This is a genomic window from Paraburkholderia solitsugae (genome assembly GCF_013177695.1).
GTDB lineage: Bacteria > Pseudomonadota > Gammaproteobacteria > Burkholderiales > Burkholderiaceae > Paraburkholderia > Paraburkholderia solitsugae.
Window position 1 is genome coordinate 38,215 of the sequence record NZ_WOEY01000058.1, and the last position, 16,120, is coordinate 54,334.

The 16,120-nt window shown below is 64.0% G+C and carries 19 protein-coding genes and 2 pseudogenes; 9 read left to right on the forward strand and 12 right to left on the reverse strand.

Going from position 1 to position 16,120, the window contains the following annotated elements:
* Positions 1 to 263 precede the first annotated feature (263 nt).
* From GNZ12_RS14175 to GNZ12_RS45025, 12 genes and pseudogenes are all read right to left on the reverse strand, one after another.
* On the reverse strand, positions 264 to 641 hold the full coding sequence (locus tag GNZ12_RS14175) for a DUF3564 domain-containing protein (protein WP_172310908.1): 378 nt from the start codon (positions 639 to 641) through the stop codon (positions 264 to 266).
* A 46-nt stretch (positions 642 to 687) separates the two neighbouring features.
* A complete protein-coding gene (locus GNZ12_RS14180) occupies positions 688 to 981 on the reverse strand; it encodes a c-type cytochrome (RefSeq protein ID WP_407947703.1) in 294 nt (97 codons plus the stop codon).
* Positions 982 to 1,095: 114 nt separating this feature from the next.
* The gene (locus GNZ12_RS14185) at positions 1,096 to 1,878 is read right to left on the reverse strand and encodes a helix-turn-helix domain-containing protein (RefSeq protein WP_172310909.1); all 783 of its coding nucleotides are present in this window, start codon (positions 1,876 to 1,878) and stop codon (positions 1,096 to 1,098) included.
* A complete protein-coding gene (locus tag GNZ12_RS14190) occupies positions 1,871 to 2,302 on the reverse strand; it encodes a response regulator (RefSeq protein ID WP_172310910.1) in 432 nt (143 codons plus the stop codon). The genes GNZ12_RS14185 and GNZ12_RS14190 overlap by 8 nt, the downstream gene beginning before the upstream one ends.
* 185 nt (positions 2,303 to 2,487) lie before the next feature.
* Positions 2,488 to 3,135 carry a response regulator gene (locus GNZ12_RS14195; RefSeq protein WP_172310911.1) on the reverse strand — a complete coding sequence of 216 codons (648 nt, stop codon included), beginning with the start codon at positions 3,133 to 3,135 and terminating at the stop codon, positions 2,488 to 2,490.
* Positions 3,132 to 5,162, reverse strand: a complete 2,031-nt coding sequence (locus tag GNZ12_RS14200; RefSeq protein WP_235993726.1) for a sensor histidine kinase — start codon at positions 5,160 to 5,162, stop codon at positions 3,132 to 3,134. Before GNZ12_RS14200 ends, GNZ12_RS14195 begins: the two co-directional genes overlap by 4 nt.
* 395 nt (positions 5,163 to 5,557) lie before the next feature.
* Positions 5,558 to 6,385 (reverse strand): universal stress protein, encoded by an 828-nt coding sequence (locus GNZ12_RS14205; protein ID WP_172310912.1) that lies wholly within the window; start codon positions 6,383 to 6,385, stop codon positions 5,558 to 5,560.
* On the reverse strand, positions 6,382 to 6,885 hold the full coding sequence (locus GNZ12_RS14210; RefSeq protein ID WP_172310913.1) for a universal stress protein: 504 nt from the start codon (positions 6,883 to 6,885) through the stop codon (positions 6,382 to 6,384). The genes GNZ12_RS14205 and GNZ12_RS14210 overlap by 4 nt, the downstream gene beginning before the upstream one ends.
* A 51-nt stretch (positions 6,886 to 6,936) precedes the next feature.
* Entirely contained in the window at positions 6,937 to 7,773 is an 837-nt protein-coding gene (locus GNZ12_RS14215) for a universal stress protein (protein ID WP_172310914.1), read from the reverse strand.
* A 150-nt stretch (positions 7,774 to 7,923) separates the two neighbouring features.
* Positions 7,924 to 8,831: pseudogene (gene arcC / locus GNZ12_RS14220) on the reverse strand (carbamate kinase).
* Positions 8,832 to 8,840: 9 nt separating this feature from the next.
* Positions 8,841 to 8,918, reverse strand: a pseudogene (locus GNZ12_RS45280) (ornithine carbamoyltransferase); the annotation flags it as partial.
* Positions 8,919 to 8,942: 24 nt separating this feature from the next.
* Complete coding sequence (locus tag GNZ12_RS45025) at positions 8,943 to 9,068, reverse strand: hypothetical protein (protein ID WP_268959031.1); 126 nt, start codon at positions 9,066 to 9,068, stop codon at positions 8,943 to 8,945.
* Positions 9,069 to 9,473: 405 nt separating this feature from the next.
* Between GNZ12_RS45025 and atpD the strand changes: the two genes are divergently transcribed.
* Genes atpD through GNZ12_RS14270 form a run of 9 tightly spaced genes read left to right on the forward strand, consistent with a single transcriptional unit; the run spans position 9,474 to position 16,088 of the window.
* The gene (gene atpD, locus GNZ12_RS14230) at positions 9,474 to 10,952 is read left to right on the forward strand and encodes a F0F1 ATP synthase subunit beta (protein ID WP_172310915.1); all 1,479 of its coding nucleotides are present in this window, start codon (positions 9,474 to 9,476) and stop codon (positions 10,950 to 10,952) included.
* Complete coding sequence (locus GNZ12_RS14235; RefSeq protein WP_172310916.1) at positions 10,949 to 11,407, forward strand: F0F1 ATP synthase subunit epsilon; 459 nt, start codon at positions 10,949 to 10,951, stop codon at positions 11,405 to 11,407. Before atpD ends, GNZ12_RS14235 begins: the two co-directional genes overlap by 4 nt.
* Positions 11,404 to 11,721, forward strand: coding sequence for an AtpZ/AtpI family protein (locus tag GNZ12_RS14240; RefSeq protein WP_063496131.1), 318 nt, complete (start codon positions 11,404 to 11,406; stop codon positions 11,719 to 11,721). Before GNZ12_RS14235 ends, GNZ12_RS14240 begins: the two co-directional genes overlap by 4 nt.
* Positions 11,714 to 11,992 (forward strand): N-ATPase subunit AtpR, encoded by a 279-nt coding sequence (locus GNZ12_RS14245; RefSeq protein ID WP_172310917.1) that lies wholly within the window; start codon positions 11,714 to 11,716, stop codon positions 11,990 to 11,992. Before GNZ12_RS14240 ends, GNZ12_RS14245 begins: the two co-directional genes overlap by 8 nt.
* Entirely contained in the window at positions 11,989 to 12,687 is a 699-nt protein-coding gene (locus tag GNZ12_RS14250) for a F0F1 ATP synthase subunit A (RefSeq protein ID WP_172310918.1), read from the forward strand. Before GNZ12_RS14245 ends, GNZ12_RS14250 begins: the two co-directional genes overlap by 4 nt.
* Positions 12,684 to 12,932 carry a F0F1 ATP synthase subunit C gene (locus tag GNZ12_RS14255; RefSeq protein ID WP_012427417.1) on the forward strand — a complete coding sequence of 83 codons (249 nt, stop codon included), beginning with the start codon at positions 12,684 to 12,686 and terminating at the stop codon, positions 12,930 to 12,932. The genes GNZ12_RS14250 and GNZ12_RS14255 overlap by 4 nt, the downstream gene beginning before the upstream one ends.
* A 9-nt stretch (positions 12,933 to 12,941) precedes the next feature.
* Positions 12,942 to 13,691: a F0F1 ATP synthase subunit delta gene (locus tag GNZ12_RS14260; RefSeq protein WP_172310919.1), complete on the forward strand. Its 750-nt coding sequence runs from the start codon at positions 12,942 to 12,944 to the stop codon at positions 13,689 to 13,691.
* 1 nt (position 13,692) lies between these two features.
* Entirely contained in the window at positions 13,693 to 15,246 is a 1,554-nt protein-coding gene (locus GNZ12_RS14265; protein WP_172310920.1) for a F0F1 ATP synthase subunit alpha, read from the forward strand.
* On the forward strand, positions 15,243 to 16,088 hold the full coding sequence (locus GNZ12_RS14270) for a F0F1 ATP synthase subunit gamma (RefSeq protein WP_172310921.1): 846 nt from the start codon (positions 15,243 to 15,245) through the stop codon (positions 16,086 to 16,088). The genes GNZ12_RS14265 and GNZ12_RS14270 overlap by 4 nt, the downstream gene beginning before the upstream one ends.
* Positions 16,089 to 16,120: the final 32 nt, after the last annotated feature.

A 16,120-nucleotide genomic window follows, 5' to 3' on the forward strand; every position in this document is an offset into this window, starting at 1 on the left:
GGCGAGGCCTGAAACGGCGAGTCGCTTGAAGGAAGGCTCTTGATGGCCGTGGTGCAGATGCGTGCGTGCAGGTCAACTATGACCGCGCGGCCGATCGTGCGGTTGATGCACATCAAGGGAAGGACTGAGGGGGAGAGCGGCCGGTGCTTGATGCAAATCAGCCGCAATACCTCCGGCGGGGCGATGATGAGTTCGTCATTGACTGTTCGCGAATGTCACGCCGGTACGCAATCGCTTCATGCTGGTGGCAGTGTCGACAACGCTCACGGGTCATCGTGGGCGGCGAAGATGCCGTCTTCCGGCTCCGTGTTCTCGTGGTCGACACATTGCACGTGCCAATGGCCCGCCATCAGCGATCTGCTGCCCGCATCCGGGCACCATTGCGCGCGTCCGGTTTCGCCCTCGAATGGCCCGGACGTGGCGTTCAGATCGAGCCCTTCGAGTACGCAGCAGGGCGTCGAATCGAGCGGCCCGCAGATGAGCGTGTTGCCGCAATCGACGTGCAACGCGCCCCATTCGGGCAGTTCGAGGCCCATATGACCCTCGCGTGACCATTGACGTGTTTCATTGTCGAGCCACAGGATGGCGAATGCCATCGGATTGACACGATCGAAGGTGTCGAGGTGGATGGTGAGGCGCATGAGGTTCTCCGTACATTTCACAAACATGTGCAAACCAACTGGGTGGCTATTGACTCAACACCCACTGGACCAACGTGTGAGCATCTTCCGGTGTCAACGGGCCGCCGCGATCCGCGGGCAGCGGCATGGCCATGTCGCCCCAGTGCGCCTTGCCGCCGAGTCGCAGCTTGTGCTCGAGCATCACGCCGGCGTTTGACACGTCGCGATAACGGTTCGCAATCTGCTGGAACGATGGTGCGAGAAAAGGCACGTCCCGGGTGTGGCAGAACATGCAATGCTGTTGATCGACGAGTGCCGTCGGCTCGGACTGGGCAAGCGCTGCGCCGCTTGCTGCGAGCAACAGCGCAAGTGTGCTTGCAGTGAGATAGGGCAGGTGCGGGGCATTCACGAGACACACTCCATGACAGGTTCTGAGTTCAGTGTAGGGTCGGTGCCGCCCGCGCGATTGACTCATCTACACGCGCGCGAGACCTTCGAGGTCGAGAATCCTGATCTGCTTGCCATGCGTATCGACCAAACCATCTTTCTGGAACTTCGAAAACATGCGGCTGACGGTTTCGAGTTTCATCCCGAGGTAGCTACCGATCTCCTCGCGTGTCATGCGTAAATTGAACGTGGCCGGCGAGTAGCCGCGTGTCTTGAGCCTTCCTGACAGGTTCAACAGGAAGGCGGCGAGCCGCTGGTCGGCGGACATCGTACCGAGCAGCATCATGAGTGTCGCCTCGCGAACGATCTCGCCGCCCATCAGACGATGGACGTGCTGCTGCACCACCTTCACCTCGCGGCACATGACTTCGAGCAGATGAAACGGGATGATGCAGACGTTGCTGTCCTCGATGGCGATCGCGTCGCAGCTGTGCCGCCCTGAGCAGACGCCGTCGAGACCGAGCGAATCGCCGGGCAGATGAAAGCCGGTAACCTGTTCGCGGCCGTCGCGATGCATGACGACGGTCTTGAACGAGCCGGCGCGGATCGCATAGATGCTCTGGAACGAATCGTTGGCGCGGTATAGCGATTCACCGGCTTTGATCGTGCGGGAAACGCACATCAGCGACTCCATGCGCTCCAGTTCGGCCGGCGTCAAGCCTTGTGGCATGCAAATCGCGCGCAGCGAGCAGCTCGAGCAGCGCGGGGCGGGGCGGGCCGGTACTGACGGCGCGAGCGCGGAATGGCCTGAGGCCGGCAGTGGGACACGCTGCAGCGGCATGATTTCAGAATATTCGGCGACGTCAGACATGATGTGCTCCTGTGTAATTGAGGCCACGCGCGCAATGCGCGTGGGCAATCCGCGTGATCGTGTCGCATGCAAGATCGAACTCGCTGGTCTTGTCGAAGAAGTAGTGCGCGCCAGCCGCGACGCATGCCTGCCTGAACCACATACTTGAGTGATTCGTCAGCACGATCGTGATCGCCGGCGACATGCTCTTCGCGAGACTCACCAGCAGTTCGATACCGGTGCCGACAGTCAGGCGCAAATCCAGGACCACGACGTCGGCTCTGGTGGTGTCGATGCCGGTGAGCGCGGCGCCTGCTTCCTCAGCCTCGCCGACGATCTCGACACCATCGATTGCGCCTAATCGCGCCGCCATCCGTTGTCTGATCGGGATCGTGTCTTCAACGAGGAAAACGCGCAGTGCTTGCAGGGACGGGCTGGAGTTCATGGCTCGAAGTATCGGCCGCGCTGTCTCAAAATAAAATCGGCGGCGAACGAACTTCGGGTAGGCGAGCGCGAAGGCGTGTAGGGAATTTCCTACACGCGGCGAATGCGAGGGTGGAGGTCGTCGCGCGACCGGCGAATTGATGTGACGATTCGATCTGGCTGTGCGGCCCGTGCACCGCCCCGGAACTAGATTTCGTCGTCTTCCCCGAGCAGCTTATGGCGCAGCGCGTAACGCACCAGTGCGGCTTCGTGCGGCATCTGCATTTTTTCGAGGATACGTGTTTTATAGGTGCTCACCGTTTTGCTGCTGACACACAACTCCGTGGCGATTTCGGTGAGGGTCTGACCTGCGGCGATACGGCGGAATACATCGAACTCACGGTCGGACAGGCGCTGATGGGGTAACGTGTCGGCGGGCTCGTTCAGGCTCTGTGCAAAACGTTCGGCCATCGCGAGACTCACGTAGACGCCCCCGGATGCGACCTTGCTGACCGCGGCGACCAGTTCGGCACTGGCGCTTTCCTTGGTTAGATACCCTGATGCGCCCGCTTTGAAAGCGCGTACCGCGTATTGCTGCTCCGCATGCATGGTGAGCACGAGAATCCGCAGCGCCGGCTTTTCCTCCTTGATCTGTTTGATCAGCTCGACGCCGTTTCGTCCCGGCATCGACAGATCCAGCACGAGCACGTCTGCAGCGTTCGAGCGGGCCAGCGCAATCGTGCTGACGCCGTCATTGGCTTCGCCGACCACCTCGAAGCCGCTTGCGCCTTGCAGGATATGCCGCAGGCCATCACGCACCAACGTGTGATCGTCTGCGATTAGCACTCGAATCATGTTTGCATCTCCTGCTGTTGCACCGCCAGTATCGGAAAGGTAACGGTCAGCGCAAAGCCCTTGTCATTGGAAGTATGAATTTCGACGGTGCCGCCCAGCATGTGTGCACGCTCGCGGATACCGAGCAGGCCAAACGATTTCTCGCCGGAGGTGGGCGAGCGGTTCGCGCCATGACCGTTGTCCGCGATCTGCAACACGCAAACGCCCCCTTCGACGCGCACCGTCAGCGTGACGAGTGTCGCTTCCGCATGCCGGGCGACATTGGTTAGCGCTTCCTGCACGATACGAAATAGCGTCGTTGCGCCCGTCGGCGTAAAGCTGGTATCGCCGACTTCGATTCGGCGCTCCACATCGATGCCGTAGCGGTTTGTAAAGTCATTGGCGAGCCATTCGATGGCTGGAACCAGACCGAGATCGTCAAGCATGACCGGGCGCAGATCGGCAGCGATCCGGCGCACCGAGGCGACCGTCGCATCGATCAGCCGGCGCATCCCACGCAGTTGCTGCAGCAGGCGTGGTTCAGCCGTGGTTTCAAGCGCCTGTTCGACCGAAGAGATGTCCATCTTGAGGGCGGTCAATTGCTGCCCAAGGTCGTCGTGCAACTCGCGTGCGATGCGGGTTTTTTCTTCCTCGCGAACTTTCTGCAGATTGGCAGAGAGTTCGCGTAGTTCCTCGCGCGATTGCCGCTGCGCATTTTCCGCTTTGACCCGCTCGGTGATGTCGCGCAGCATGACCGTGTACAGCTTGCCATCGCCGTCGCGGATCTGGGAGATCGACGCTTCGATAGGAAACTCTTCGCCGTTGCTCCGTAAGCCGAACAGTACGCGCTGCCTGCCCATCTGCCGGTCCGAAACGCCCGTCACGCCGAACTGTTCGACATGCCGCTCGTGTCCCGCACGAAAGCGCTCGGGGATGAAGCGTGAGAGCGACGCGCCAATCGCTTCCATCGCGGAGCATCCAAAAACCTCTTCAGCCATTGGATTGAAGATAACGATGTTCTGTCGTTCGTCGACCGTGATAATCGCCTCCATCGATGACCGGATGATGCCCATCATGCGTGCCTCGTTCACGCTCGACCGGCTGCGCGCCTCGCTTGCTGCGGCGGACCCGCCGCCGCGTTCGTGGGTAATCAGGAAGGCCATGGCGCTGAACAGGCATGCTGCCGCAACGCCGGCGATCAGCACCGTGGTTTCTGCAAATTCGTCCTCGGCTCGCAGATAGCGGCTGCTCGTCGTGTAGGACAGCGTGATGGGCACACCACCGACGCGCAAGGTATCGGATCTACGGATGACAGGCGTCGTCTCCGCCAGGTCGTCGTCGGCCGCGGCGGACGAATAAAGCAGCGTGGCAGGCGTTCCACTGAATACCTGCAGATCAATGCGCCGTTGCCGGGCGAGGGCGTTATCGAATACACGGCTGGTGTCCAGCGCCGCTACCAGCAGCCGCTTGATGCCCGCGCGGCGCGCTTGTGAAGTCGACGGCAATCCGGCGTCCGAATACACCGGAAAATAGAGGTAAAGACGAGGATGAGGGTTCGAGTCGGTATCGCCGAACGGCGCGGCGTCCGCGTCGAGCGCGCTTGCCCCTGTATCGATGGCGTGCAGCAACGCCGTACGGCTCGCGGGAGCGCTAGCCAGGTCGTAGCCGGCTGGCATTGCATCGATGGTGACCGGCGCCATCTGGGTAACCGGCACGATCGGTTGCGGCGCGGCGGCTGGTCCGGCCACGTTACCGGTGCCGCCCGTCAGGCGGGCAATACCGGCGGCGTCAACATCCGCGTAGCCAAGCGCGCGCACCACAGACGATGTTTCATCCAGATCGAGTTGTGCGACATATCGGCGCCAGGCGTCGGCATCGGGCGCCGGTGCGACGGAGAGCAAGCCGCGCGCGCCGCGCAGCAACGATTCGCCCGTGGTGAACTCGCGCTGCAGAGCAGCGGTGATATGCACAGTATTCTGATCAAAGCGGCTGTTGGCGGCGCGCAATGACTGCTCGCCGACCCAGCGCCACGCAGCGAGCGCAGCCATAAGAACGACAGCAAATGTGACTGCCGCGACAAGCACGGGACGCCGTTCGGGCGGGGCAACCCGCATGGGCAAAGGCAATTTTTTAGTGAAGGGCGTCTTACCGCGAAAGGGCATGTGCGCCTCATTGGATGGTGGGCAATCCGCCACGCTGGCTGATGGCGCAGGCGCGGATCGGCAAACATCACCGTGATTTTCGTTAATTGCAGCCAGCCGGAACAACGCGTGCGCTGCCTATTGTGCGCGGTTTGCACGGATCGTGCCAGTATGCAGCCAACTCACCGTGGAAGCCGCGCCGCGCACGAATGTTGACGGACAGTGAGCCGCTGGCGCTTGATCCTTATCAAGCGCTTAAAGTTGCGCGAGGGGCTATACCGCGCAATTCCTGAATGGTCAGATCAGTGCGACATCAGCGCCGGCACGGTCATCGACTGAAGCAGGGTCCGGGTGACGCCGCCGAGCAGCCGTTCCTGCACGCGCGCATGCCCATACGCACCCATCACCAGCAGATCGATATGACGATCGGCCAGCGTGTTCAGCAGCAGCGCGCCCGTGGGGACGCCGGCCACCTTGGGCGCGGCCGCAAATCCCGCCTGTATGCCGTGCCGGTCAAGCCAGGCGGCGACGTCGATGCCGGCTGGCGCTTCGCTACCCGGGTGACGCTGCAGGGTTATCACGGTGACGAATTTCGCGCGCTTGATCAGCGGCAAGGCATCGGCCATCGCCCGGGCGCTCTCGCGGCCACCGTCCCACGCGATCAGTACGTTTTCGGCGAACGAACGGATCGTCCCGGCATAGGGCAGCACGATGGCGGGGCGGCCAGAGGCCATCAGCACGTCCTCGATAAAGTGGCGCGCGATATAGGACGAAGGGTCGTCCGGATCATCCTGACCGAGGATGAGGAGGTCGGCATGACGTGCGTGCAGGATCGCTGCTTCTATCGCAGGCCCTTCCGGCGCCCGCCATTCCACGCTGCGCCCGGCTCGTTCGCCCGCCGCCAGGAAGCGTGCTTGCGCGCCTTTGAGATTGGCATCGTGTTGCGTTTCGCGAGTCGCGATCAGTGCGCGTTCGCCGTGAAGAAACATCGGTTGCGCCAGATCCTGACAAACCACGTACAGTCCGATCAGATGCGCGTCGTGCCGGCTGGCCAGTTCAAGTGCGAATTCGGTCCGTGCAGCGCTATGGGTGCTGTCGTCGAGATGCACCAGCAGGGTTTTGCAGTTCATGACGGTTCCCTGATCGGTTCGGCTGCCTGTGCGTTGCTTGTCACAGGTTTGGCGCTGTGCGCCGGGATCATTAGCACCGCGCACTGCGCGATGCGCAGAAAACGTTCGGCGACACTGCCGAGCATTAGCCGCTGGAAGCCCCGCCGCCCGTGCGTGCCCATTACCACCAGGTCGGCCTTAGAATCGCTTGCTGCGTGCAGTATGCAATGGGCGATGTCGTCGCCCGCCAGGTCGGTTTCGGCGATGCGCGGCGTGCCTTGCACGCCGGCCCGCTTCATGCTCGCGACTGCGCCGTCGATCACATGCGCGCCTTCCTCGAGCAGTGCTGTGCGCAAGTAGGACGGATCGTATCCGGGTGCGTCATACGACATCAACGGGACATCTACGACAAAAAGAGGTTGTAGCTTTGCGCCGGCATCGCGCGCGAGCTGCAATGCTGCTTCAAGGGCGTGCGCGGACGTTTCACTGCCGTCGACGGCAACCAGAATCTGTTGATACATGGTGAACTCTCCTGGATGGAGCTGGCTTGAGGGACTCAAGGTCCCGGTTCATCAATGCGACATCAGTACCGGCACGGTCATCGATTTGAGGATCGTGCGGGTCGCTCCGCCCATCACCAGTTCCTGCCAGCGGGCATGCCCGTAAGCACCCATCACGAGCAGATCCGCACCGATCGCGGATGCCTGCGACAACAGCGCGTCGCCGATCGACGCGTCGTTGGCGACGTCGATGTCTTTGACCTCGACGTTGACGCCGTGCCGCGCGATGAGCGTCGCGATATCCGCGCCAGGAATGCGCGAGCGCGGCTCGTCACGCGCGCCGTTGATGGTGACGACCGTGGTGGTCTTCGCCGCGCGCATGAATGGCAGCGCGTCGTGTACCGCACGGGTGGCTTCGCGGCTGCCGTCCCAACCGACCATCACATGCGCACCGGGCGACGTGACGCTGCTGGCGTACGGCACCAGCAACACCGGCCGGCCTGCGGACATGATCAGGTTTTCAGGAAAAAAATCGCCGACGTACGATTCCGGATCGCCAGGATCGTCCTGGCTGGCGATGATCAGATCGGCGCACCGGCCGCGATGCGGCACGGCGAGGCTGGCCGGGGCGTCGGCGGTGATCCACTCGCCGGCCACCTCGGCTCGGCTCAGTTCCGCATGAAAGAGCCGTTCGAGCGCGCCGCGGTGTTCCTCGCGCAGCTGTTCATGCGTAACGTAGTATTCGGCGGTTCCGGCCATCACGTAGAGCGAGCGCGGATCGGGCGTGAACACGGCAAACACGCCGGTCAGATGGGCGTCGAACTGCTTGGCGAGCCGCAGCGCGAGTTCGAGCCTGGGGTGCGCGCGCTGACTCGTATCCAGGTGAACGACGATGGTCTTGTAGGTCATTGCAACGCTCCAGAAGTGGGTGAGTGGCGCATGAACGCGTGATGTGAGTCTGGGAGCCGGGTAGTCACCGTTGTTGATTCAGATCAACGGCTTAATAGCGTGCGCAACACTTCATCTGGGTGCGCCGACGGCGATCCGGCAGATCCTGGTTTACACGCACACGACACGCGTGCCTGCCGTGCCGCTCGCCATCGCTTCGATGCGATCGATCGAGCCGATGACTGCCGGCCGGTGCGCGAGACGAACTCGCACGCCGCCTCGACCTTCGGTCCCATTGAACCGGCCGGGAAAGACATCGACCGGAGTCCCGCCACCGACACCTCGCGCAATACACATTCGCAGGGCGTGTGCCAGTCGGCATAAACCGCATCGACATCGGTCGCGATCAGCAGCAGATCGGCGCCGACGTCGGCCGCAAGCAGCGCGCTGCACAGGTCCTTGTCGATCACAGCCTCCACACCGCAGCGAGTCCGGCCGTCCGCTGAGACTGTGACCGGAATTCCGCCGCCGCCGGCCGCGATGATCACGGTATCGTGGTCGAGCAAGCATTGAATGGGCTGAAGCGCCGCGATGCGTCGCGGTTTCGGCGACGCGACGACGCGCCGGAAACCGGCGCCGTCCCGAGCGACGGTCCAGCTGGTGCTGATCACCAGACGTTCGGCCTGCGCCTCTGTGTAAACGGGACCGATTGGCTTGGTGGGGTGAATGAAGGCGGGGTCGTCTGCGTCGACCTCGACGCGCGTCAGCAACGTCGCCACCTGGCGGTGCGGCGGCAATGCGTTGGCCAGTTCCTGCTCGAGCAGATAGCCGATCATGCCTTCCGACTCGGCGTCGAGCACATCCAGCGGCGCCGCACCAGTTGCACCCGCGGCGGCGGCCTGCAATGCCAGCAGACCGACCTGAGGGCCGTTGCCATGCGCGATGACCAGCTGATTGCCGTCGGCAAGCCGCGCGATCTGCTGTGCGGCACGGCGGATATTGGCGATCTGGTGGGACATCGTCATCGGCTCGCCGCGCCGAAGCAGCGCGCTGCGGCCCAGTGCGATCAGAATGCGCATGATAGTTCCTTAAGCGAGTGTCGCCACGAGTACCGCCTTGATCGTGTGCATGCGGTTTTCAGCCTGCGAAAACACAATCGGCGCATTCTTGGCGGATGAGCCGCACGCCCGTCACATCGCCGCGCGTTGGCCGAAGTTGTTACAGAGCGCTTCAGCGAAGCGTTTGAAGGCGTGCAGCGAGCCCGCGATTCTTTGGTATTTCTCCCGGCCGATTTGCCCGTCCAGCGTGATCAGCATCCCGGACGCAAAAAGTATCGTTCGGCATGGCCGCTCTCCTTACAGGTCAACCGCGGCGCGCTTATCGAGGGCGTCGCGAGAACTTTTGATTGCTGCTGTCCTGAAATTCAGTATGGGTCAGCGCATGGCAGATAGAAATGAGGTGGCGCTGAGCCTTGCGTAGGGTGTCCTGCGCTCTTGTCGGGAATTTCCTACACGTCGCGGCGTGCTAACGGCGCTCGAAGTCATCGCTTGACATGGATCATGAGAACGCGCCCAACCCCACCTATGCTCGTGGCATGCACCGGGAAGGATGTCAGGAATCGCGAGGCGTCATTTCTCATACGTTTGATGGAAGTCACTTTATCGGTCGATCGCGGCGGTATCGTGGGACTATCTAAAAAGCGGCCGCAAGGAATCCTCGATATGCCGACTCATTCAACAGCACCGTCGCCAGCGAGACAGCCCGCCGTAAGCGACGGCTGCGTTGTCGCTGTGCGGGGTGCAGTCGTCGACGTCAGGTTTGCGGGTGATCAGCTTCCGGCCATCGACGACGCGCTCCTCATCCTGCCGGACGATCTCGCGCCGGTTCTCGCCGAAGTTCAAGCCCATCTGAGCGAAACAACGGTGCGAGCGCTGGCGCTGCAATCGACGGCGGGATTGCGGCGCGGCGCGCGCGTGCGACCCTGTGGCGGTCCCATTGAGGCGCGGGTCGGCGAGGCGGTGCTCGGCAGGCTGCTCGACGTCACGGGCGCGACCCGCGACGACGGCGCGGCGCTTCCCGCGCAGATCGAGCGCCGTCCGATTCATCGTGCAGCGCCCCCGCTCGCCGCGCAGACCGGCGCCACTACGCTGTTTTCGACCGGCATCAAGGTGATCGACCTGCTTGCGCCGCTCGCCCAAGGCGGCAAGGCGGCGATGTTCGGCGGTGCGGGCGTCGGCAAGACCGTGCTGGTCATGGAATTGATCCATGCGATGGTCGAGCGCTATCAGGGGATTTCGGTGTTCGCAGGCGTTGGCGAACGCTCGCGCGAAGGGCACGAGATGCTGCTCGACATGCGCACGTCGGGCGTGCTGGCGCGCACGGTGCTGGTGTACGGCCAGATGAACGAACCGCCTGGCGCACGCTGGCGCGTGCCGTTTACGGCATTGACGATCGCCGAGTATTTCCGCGACGAACGCCGGCAAAACGTACTGCTGCTGATGGATAACGTGTTTCGCTTCGTGCAGGCGGGCGCCGAGGTGTCGGGCCTGCTGGGGCGCATGCCTTCGCGAGTCGGCTACCAGCCGACACTGGCGAGCGAAGTCGCCAGTCTGCAGGAGCGCATTGTGTCGGTCGGCGACGTATCGGTCACGGCAATCGAGGCCGTGTACGTGCCCGCCGACGATTTCACTGACCCCGCCGTGACCGCGATCGCCGCGCATATCGACAGCATGGTCGTGCTGTCCCGTTCAATGGCCGCCGAAGGCATGTATCCCGCCATCGATCCGATCGCGTCGTCGTCGATCCTGCTCGATCCGCTCGTGGTCGGCGAGGAACATGCGGCGGTCGCGACCGAGGTGCGCCGGATCATCGAGCACTACCGCGAACTGCAGGACGTGATCTCCTTGCTCGGTATCGAGGAACTAGGCGCCGAAGACCGCGCCCTCGTAGGGCGTGCGCGGCGCCTGCAGCGTTTCCTGACCCAGCCGTTTGCCGTGACCGAAGCCTTCACGGGCGAAGCAGGCCGTTCCGTGGCAGTCGCCGACACGATCGCCGGCTGCAAGGCGATTCTCGCCGGCGAGTGCGATACATGGCAGGAAAGCTCGCTCTACATGATCGGCACGCTCGACGAAGGCCGTCGCAAGGAAGAGGCTGCCGCCTCGCAGGACGTGGCGGCGCACGGCGTGGAGCCAGTGCAATGAGCGCCGCGCCGTTGATCCTGACTGTGGCGACGCCGCTGCGGGTATGGTTCGACGCTGTCGAGATCGTGTCCCTGCGCGCGGAAGACGCAAGCGGCTCGTTCGGCATCCGCGCCGGACATGCCGATTTCGTGACGCTGCTGACGCCGTCGGTGGTCCGCTGGACCTGCGCGGACGGTACGACGCGTTATTGCGCGGTCGATGGCGGCGTATTGTTGGTATCGCGCGGCGTTCAGATATCGATCGCCTGCCGCGAAGCAATCTCCGGCGATTCGCTGGAAAATCTGGAAGCGGGGGTCCGCAGCCGTCATGCCGACGAGGACGACGCGGCGCGGCGTGCCCGTGTCGAGCAATTGCAACTGCATGCTCGCGCCGTGCGTCAGATGTTGCGCTATCTACGGCCGCGCCCGGGCGCCGACGGTGGCGATGGACCCGGTATGCGAGCTCACCCACGATGAATCCACATCAGATCGATGAGCGCAAACCGCCTGACGACAGGATGGCCGGCGCGGCTCGCCAGGCCGCCGAGCTCGATTCGCGCGGACGCGCTGAACCGGAGCCGTCGCTGGGTAGCAGGCTCGGCCAGATTGGCATCCTAGGGTGGGCCATTGTCCTGCCGACGCTGATGGGGCTCGCGATCGGACACTGGCTGGACCGGACCTTCGGCACGCGCGTGTTCTTCTCGGCACCGCTGCTGATGATCGGCGCCGCGATCGGTTTCTGGTCGGCATGGAAATGGATGCATCGTCAGCAACGGGGGCGCGATGACTAGTCCGCTACCGTTGATCGCACAGTTGTCCATGGGACTGACGCTCGGCACGTTGTCCGGCGCGTGGCACTTCATGTCGCTGCGCTGGAACTGGCCGCTCTTCGCCGAGGGCCGCGCGGCCGCGGCGCTGGCGTTACAGCTTGCCCGCTTCGCGCTCACCGGTGCGCTGCTGTTCCTGCTCGCGCACGTCGGCGCATTTGCGCTGCTTGCCGGCATGGCCGGCTTTCTGCTCGCACGCGCCATCGTAATGCGACGCCATGGAGGCCGGCCATGACCGCTTCGCCGCTGGCCACGGCGCCGCTCCTGCATCTCGGTCCGCTCTCGATCACTGAGCCCGTGATCGCGACCTGGGCAATCATCATCCTGATGACCGCGGTGTCCGCCTGGCTGACCCGCAACCTGTCGCTCACGCCGGGCAAGGTGCAAACCGTGCTGGAGCTGCTGGTCGAGACGATCGATCAGCAGATCCGCGACACCATGCAAACCGGTCCCGCCACCTATCGCGCTTTGATCGGCACACTGTTCCTCTTTGTGCTGATCGCCAACTGGTCCGCCCTGGTGCCGGGTGTGACACCGCCCACCGCGCATCTCGAGACGGATGCCGCGCTCGCCCTGATCGTGCTGGGTGCGACGATCTTCTACGGCATTCGCACGCGCGGCACGGCGGGGTACTTCGCTGCTTTTGCCGAACCGAGCTGGGTCATGATTCCGCTCAACGTCGTCGAACAGATCACGCGGACGTTTTCTCTCGTGGTGCGCCTGTTCGGCAACGTGATGAGCGGTGTGTTCGTGATCGGCATCATTCTTTCGCTCGCCGGCCTGCTCGTCCCCATTCCGCTGATGGCATTGGACCTGCTGACGGGCGCCGTGCAAGCCTATATTTTTGCCGTTCTGTCGATGGTGTTCATCGGTGCTGCGATCAGCGATACCCATCATCCCGTTAGTGTAAAAAAGGGCGAAGCCTCATGAATAACCTCATTGAAATCGTCAGCATCGCCGCCGCGGCGCTCGCCGTATCGTTCGGCGCGATCGGCCCGGCGCTTGCCGAAGGCCGCGCCGTCGCAGCCGCGATGGATGCCATCGCGCGGCAGCCCGACTCGGCCGGCACCGTGTCTCGCACGCTATTCGTCGGGCTTGCCATGATCGAGACAATGGCGATTTATTGCCTCGTGATCGCCTTGCTCCTGCTGTTTGCCAACCCGTTCGTGAAATAGGCGGCGGTCATGCGAATCGACTGGTCGACGCTCGCGCTGCAGACGATCAATGCCCTGGTCCTGATCTGGCTGCTGGCGCGGTTCCTGTTCCGCCCGGTCGCGGGGATCATCGCCGAGCGCCAGAAGGCGGCGCAGACGCTGATCGCGGACGCCGACGCGGCGAAGCGCGCGGCGGTTCTGGAGCGCGATACAGCGGCTCGCGAGACGCAGCAGCTTGTCGCTGCGCGTGGCGACGCCATGAAAGCGGTGGCCGCGGACGCGGCGGCGGAAAAGGCCGCCTTACTGGCTGCCGCGCAAGCCGATGCGGACAGGCTGCGCGCGGCCGCCGACGCCGAAGCCGAGGCCGCGCGTGTCGAACAGGACAAACTCGTCGCGGTTCGGGCCACGCAGCTCGCCGTCGACATCGCGGCAAAGCTGCTCGCGAAGTTGCCGGAGAACGTGCGCGTGAGCGGTTTTGTCGACGGTCTCGCCGAGGCCATTGCACAACTCCCCGAGCCGGTCCGCGCGCAGCTCGGCGCAAACGGCGTGGCGCTTACGGTCGCCGCGCCGCGTGCGCTGAGTCCGCAGGAGCTGGAGCATTGCCGCACGGTGCTCGCAGCGTGCCTGAACCGGGCGGTGTCTCTTGAGGTCGAGGTCGATCCGCAATTGATTGCCGGGCTGGAACTGCGGGCCGCCCACGCCGTGGTGCGCAATAACTTCGGGGCCGATCTCGCGCAGATCAGGGCGGCGCTGCTGGGTAGCGAGCATGTGCCCAGCTGACATGGCCGACGACCCCTGGCTTGCGGCGCAGCACAACACGCTGGCCCGCACCGCTGTCACCCCATACGCCGAGACGCTCGGACGGGTCGAGCGGTGCGGTGACGGCATTGCGTTTGTCTCGGGACTGCCGGACGCGGCCCTCAATGAACTGCTCCATTTCGACAGCGGCGCGACGGGCTTTGCCCACACGCTGGACGCTGACCTGATCAGCGTCGTGCTGCTGGACGACGGGACCGGGGTCGAAGCGGGCGCGCGCGTGACACGCACCGGCGCCGTGCTGGAGGTGCCGGTCGGAGAAGGGTTGCTCGGGCGCGTGATCGATCCGCTCGGGCGGCCGCTCGACCGTGACGAGCCAATCGTGGCGACAACGCGCATGGCAGTCGAACGGCCGGCGCCGGCGATCATCGAGCGTGACCTGGTTAGCGAGCCGGTCGAAACCGGTGTGCTCCTCGTCGATGCGCTGTTCGCGATCGGCCGCGGGCAGCGGGAACTGATCATCGGTGATCGCGCCACCGGCAAGACCGCCCTGGCCATCGATGCGATCGTCAATCAGAAGCAGTCGGACATGATCTGCGTGTATGTCGCAATCGGCCAGCGCACGACCGCCGTGCAGCGGGTGATCGAATCCGTGCGTCAGTATGGTGCCCCCGAGCGCTGCATCTTCGTTGTCGCCGCCGCGGCATCGGCGCCCGGGCTGCAATGGATCGCACCGTTTGCGGGCTTCACCATTGCCGAGTACTTTCGCGATCGCGGACAGCACGCGCTAATCGTCATCGACGATCTCACCAAACATGCTGCGACGCATCGCGAGCTGGCGCTCCTGACGCGCGAACCGCCGGGACGCGAGGCCTATCCTGGCGACATCTTCTATGTTCATGCCCGCCTGCTCGAGCGTGCGGCGAAGCTTGCAGCAAAACTGGGGGGCGGCTCGCTGACTGCGCTGCCGATTGCGGAAACCGACATGGGCAACCTGTCCGCGTATATCCCGACGAACCTCATTTCGATCACGGACGGCCAGATCGTGCTGGATGCCGGACTGTTCGCCGCGAACCAGCGGCCGGCCGTCGATGTGGGTTTGAGCGTGAGCCGTGTCGGTGGAAAGGCGCAGCATCCGGCGTTACGCGAGGTGTCGGGGCGCCTGCGCCTCGATTACGCGCAGTTCCTCGAGCTGGAAATGTTCAGCCGCTTCGGCGGTCTGACGGACGCGCGTGTCGCCGGCAAGATCGCTCGCGGGGAACGTATCCGCGCGCTGATTGCACAGCCGCGCTTCAGCGCTCTGCGTACCGTCGAGGAGATCGCGCTGCTCACCGCACTGTCGGAGGGCGTATTCGACGCGGCGCCGGCCGGGATCGTTGCCCAGGTGCGAACGCAACTGGCGGCGCGACTGCAGAGCCAGCGCGTGCAATCCGAACTGGCGAAAGCACGCGCGGGCTCGCCATCCGCCCCGTTTAACGCCGAGGTACAGCGCGCGCTGGTCGCCACGGTTCGCGAACTTGTTCAGCAGTTGACGCCCCCAGCCACTAGCGGCACGTCGGGCATAGGGAGTGCGCGATGAGCGGCAAACTCAGCGAAATCGAATCGCGCAGCGCCACTGCCCGGCAACTCGACGCCGTGATTGGGGCAATGCGCGGTATCGCGGCAGCCCGCTCGCGCGAAGCGCAACGGAGGTTGCCCGGCATCCGTTCTTCGGCTTCGACAGTCGGTGCCGCGATCGGCGCCGTACTCGCGCACGGTGCCGGGGCGCCAATGCGCGTGCCGGAGCGCGGCACGCAGATCGTCATCGCACTGTGCGCGGAGCAGGGTTTTGTCGGCTCGTTCAATGAGCAGATACTCGAGCGCGTACAGTCCCGCCTCGCGTCGGCGCCATGCGAGTGTCTGCTCGTGGGCGCACGCGGCGAGATCGCGGCAAACGAACGTCGCCTCGCATTTTCCTGGCGTTCGCCGGCCGCCTCCCATGCCGACGATGTGCCCGCACTCGCCAGCCGTATTACCGACGCACTTTATCTACGTCTCGACCAACGGGTGGTCACCGAAGTCTCGGTCATCCACGCGGTGCCAGGCATCGCGGCCCATAGCGAGATCGTCGAGCATCGCCTGATTCCGTTTGATTTTTCGCGCTTTCAGGTCGTGCGGCGCAGTCAGCCGCCGTTGCTCACCCTGCCTTCTGACCGCCTGCTTGCGGGACTGGTCGAAGCGTATATCTATGTCGAGTTGTGCGAGGCATTGATGCTCTCGTTCGCCGCGGAAAACGAAGCGCGCGTGCGCGCCATGCTGGCCGCGCGCGCCAATGTGAAAGAGACGCTGGAAGCCCTGACGCAGAATTACCGCCAGGTCCGTCAGGATGAAATCACGGCGGATATTGTGGAACTGGCGGCGAGTGCAGGTGCCGCCGTCTGAGCAGCGATGCCTCCTGCTGCGCCGTGCGAGTC

What these genes read in the sequence shown, in the direction of transcription:
- GNZ12_RS14175 (WP_172310908.1), bottom strand. Translation starts at nt 641, where the DNA reads ATGCGCCTCACCATCCACCTCGACACCTTCGATCGTGTCAATCCGATG.
- GNZ12_RS14185 (WP_172310909.1), bottom strand. Translation starts at nt 1,878, where the DNA reads ATGTCTGACGTCGCCGAATATTCTGAAATCATGCCGCTGCAGCGTGTC.
- GNZ12_RS14190 (WP_172310910.1), bottom strand. Translation starts at nt 2,302, where the DNA reads ATGAACTCCAGCCCGTCCCTGCAAGCACTGCGCGTTTTCCTCGTTGAA.
- GNZ12_RS14195 (WP_172310911.1), bottom strand. Translation starts at nt 3,135, where the DNA reads ATGATTCGAGTGCTAATCGCAGACGATCACACGTTGGTGCGTGATGGC.
- GNZ12_RS14200 (WP_235993726.1), bottom strand. Translation starts at nt 5,162, where the DNA reads ATGGCTGCGCTCGCTGCGTGGCGCTGGGTCGGCGAGCAGTCATTGCGC.
- GNZ12_RS14205 (WP_172310912.1), bottom strand. Translation starts at nt 6,385, where the DNA reads ATGAACTGCAAAACCCTGCTGGTGCATCTCGACGACAGCACCCATAGC.
- GNZ12_RS14210 (WP_172310913.1), bottom strand. Translation starts at nt 6,885, where the DNA reads ATGTATCAACAGATTCTGGTTGCCGTCGACGGCAGTGAAACGTCCGCG.
- GNZ12_RS14215 (WP_172310914.1), bottom strand. Translation starts at nt 7,773, where the DNA reads ATGACCTACAAGACCATCGTCGTTCACCTGGATACGAGTCAGCGCGCG.
- GNZ12_RS45025 (WP_268959031.1), bottom strand. Translation starts at nt 9,068, where the DNA reads ATGCTGATCACGCTGGACGGGCAAATCGGCCGGGAGAAATACCAAAGA.
- atpD (WP_172310915.1), top strand. Translation starts at nt 9,474, where the DNA reads ATGCCGACTCATTCAACAGCACCGTCGCCAGCGAGACAGCCCGCCGTA.
- GNZ12_RS14235 (WP_172310916.1), top strand. Translation starts at nt 10,949, where the DNA reads ATGAGCGCCGCGCCGTTGATCCTGACTGTGGCGACGCCGCTGCGGGTA.
- GNZ12_RS14240 (WP_063496131.1), top strand. Translation starts at nt 11,404, where the DNA reads ATGAATCCACATCAGATCGATGAGCGCAAACCGCCTGACGACAGGATG.
- GNZ12_RS14245 (WP_172310917.1), top strand. Translation starts at nt 11,714, where the DNA reads ATGACTAGTCCGCTACCGTTGATCGCACAGTTGTCCATGGGACTGACG.
- GNZ12_RS14250 (WP_172310918.1), top strand. Translation starts at nt 11,989, where the DNA reads ATGACCGCTTCGCCGCTGGCCACGGCGCCGCTCCTGCATCTCGGTCCG.
- GNZ12_RS14255 (WP_012427417.1), top strand. Translation starts at nt 12,684, where the DNA reads ATGAATAACCTCATTGAAATCGTCAGCATCGCCGCCGCGGCGCTCGCC.
- GNZ12_RS14260 (WP_172310919.1), top strand. Translation starts at nt 12,942, where the DNA reads ATGCGAATCGACTGGTCGACGCTCGCGCTGCAGACGATCAATGCCCTG.
- GNZ12_RS14265 (WP_172310920.1), top strand. Translation starts at nt 13,693, where the DNA reads ATGGCCGACGACCCCTGGCTTGCGGCGCAGCACAACACGCTGGCCCGC.
- GNZ12_RS14270 (WP_172310921.1), top strand. Translation starts at nt 15,243, where the DNA reads ATGAGCGGCAAACTCAGCGAAATCGAATCGCGCAGCGCCACTGCCCGG.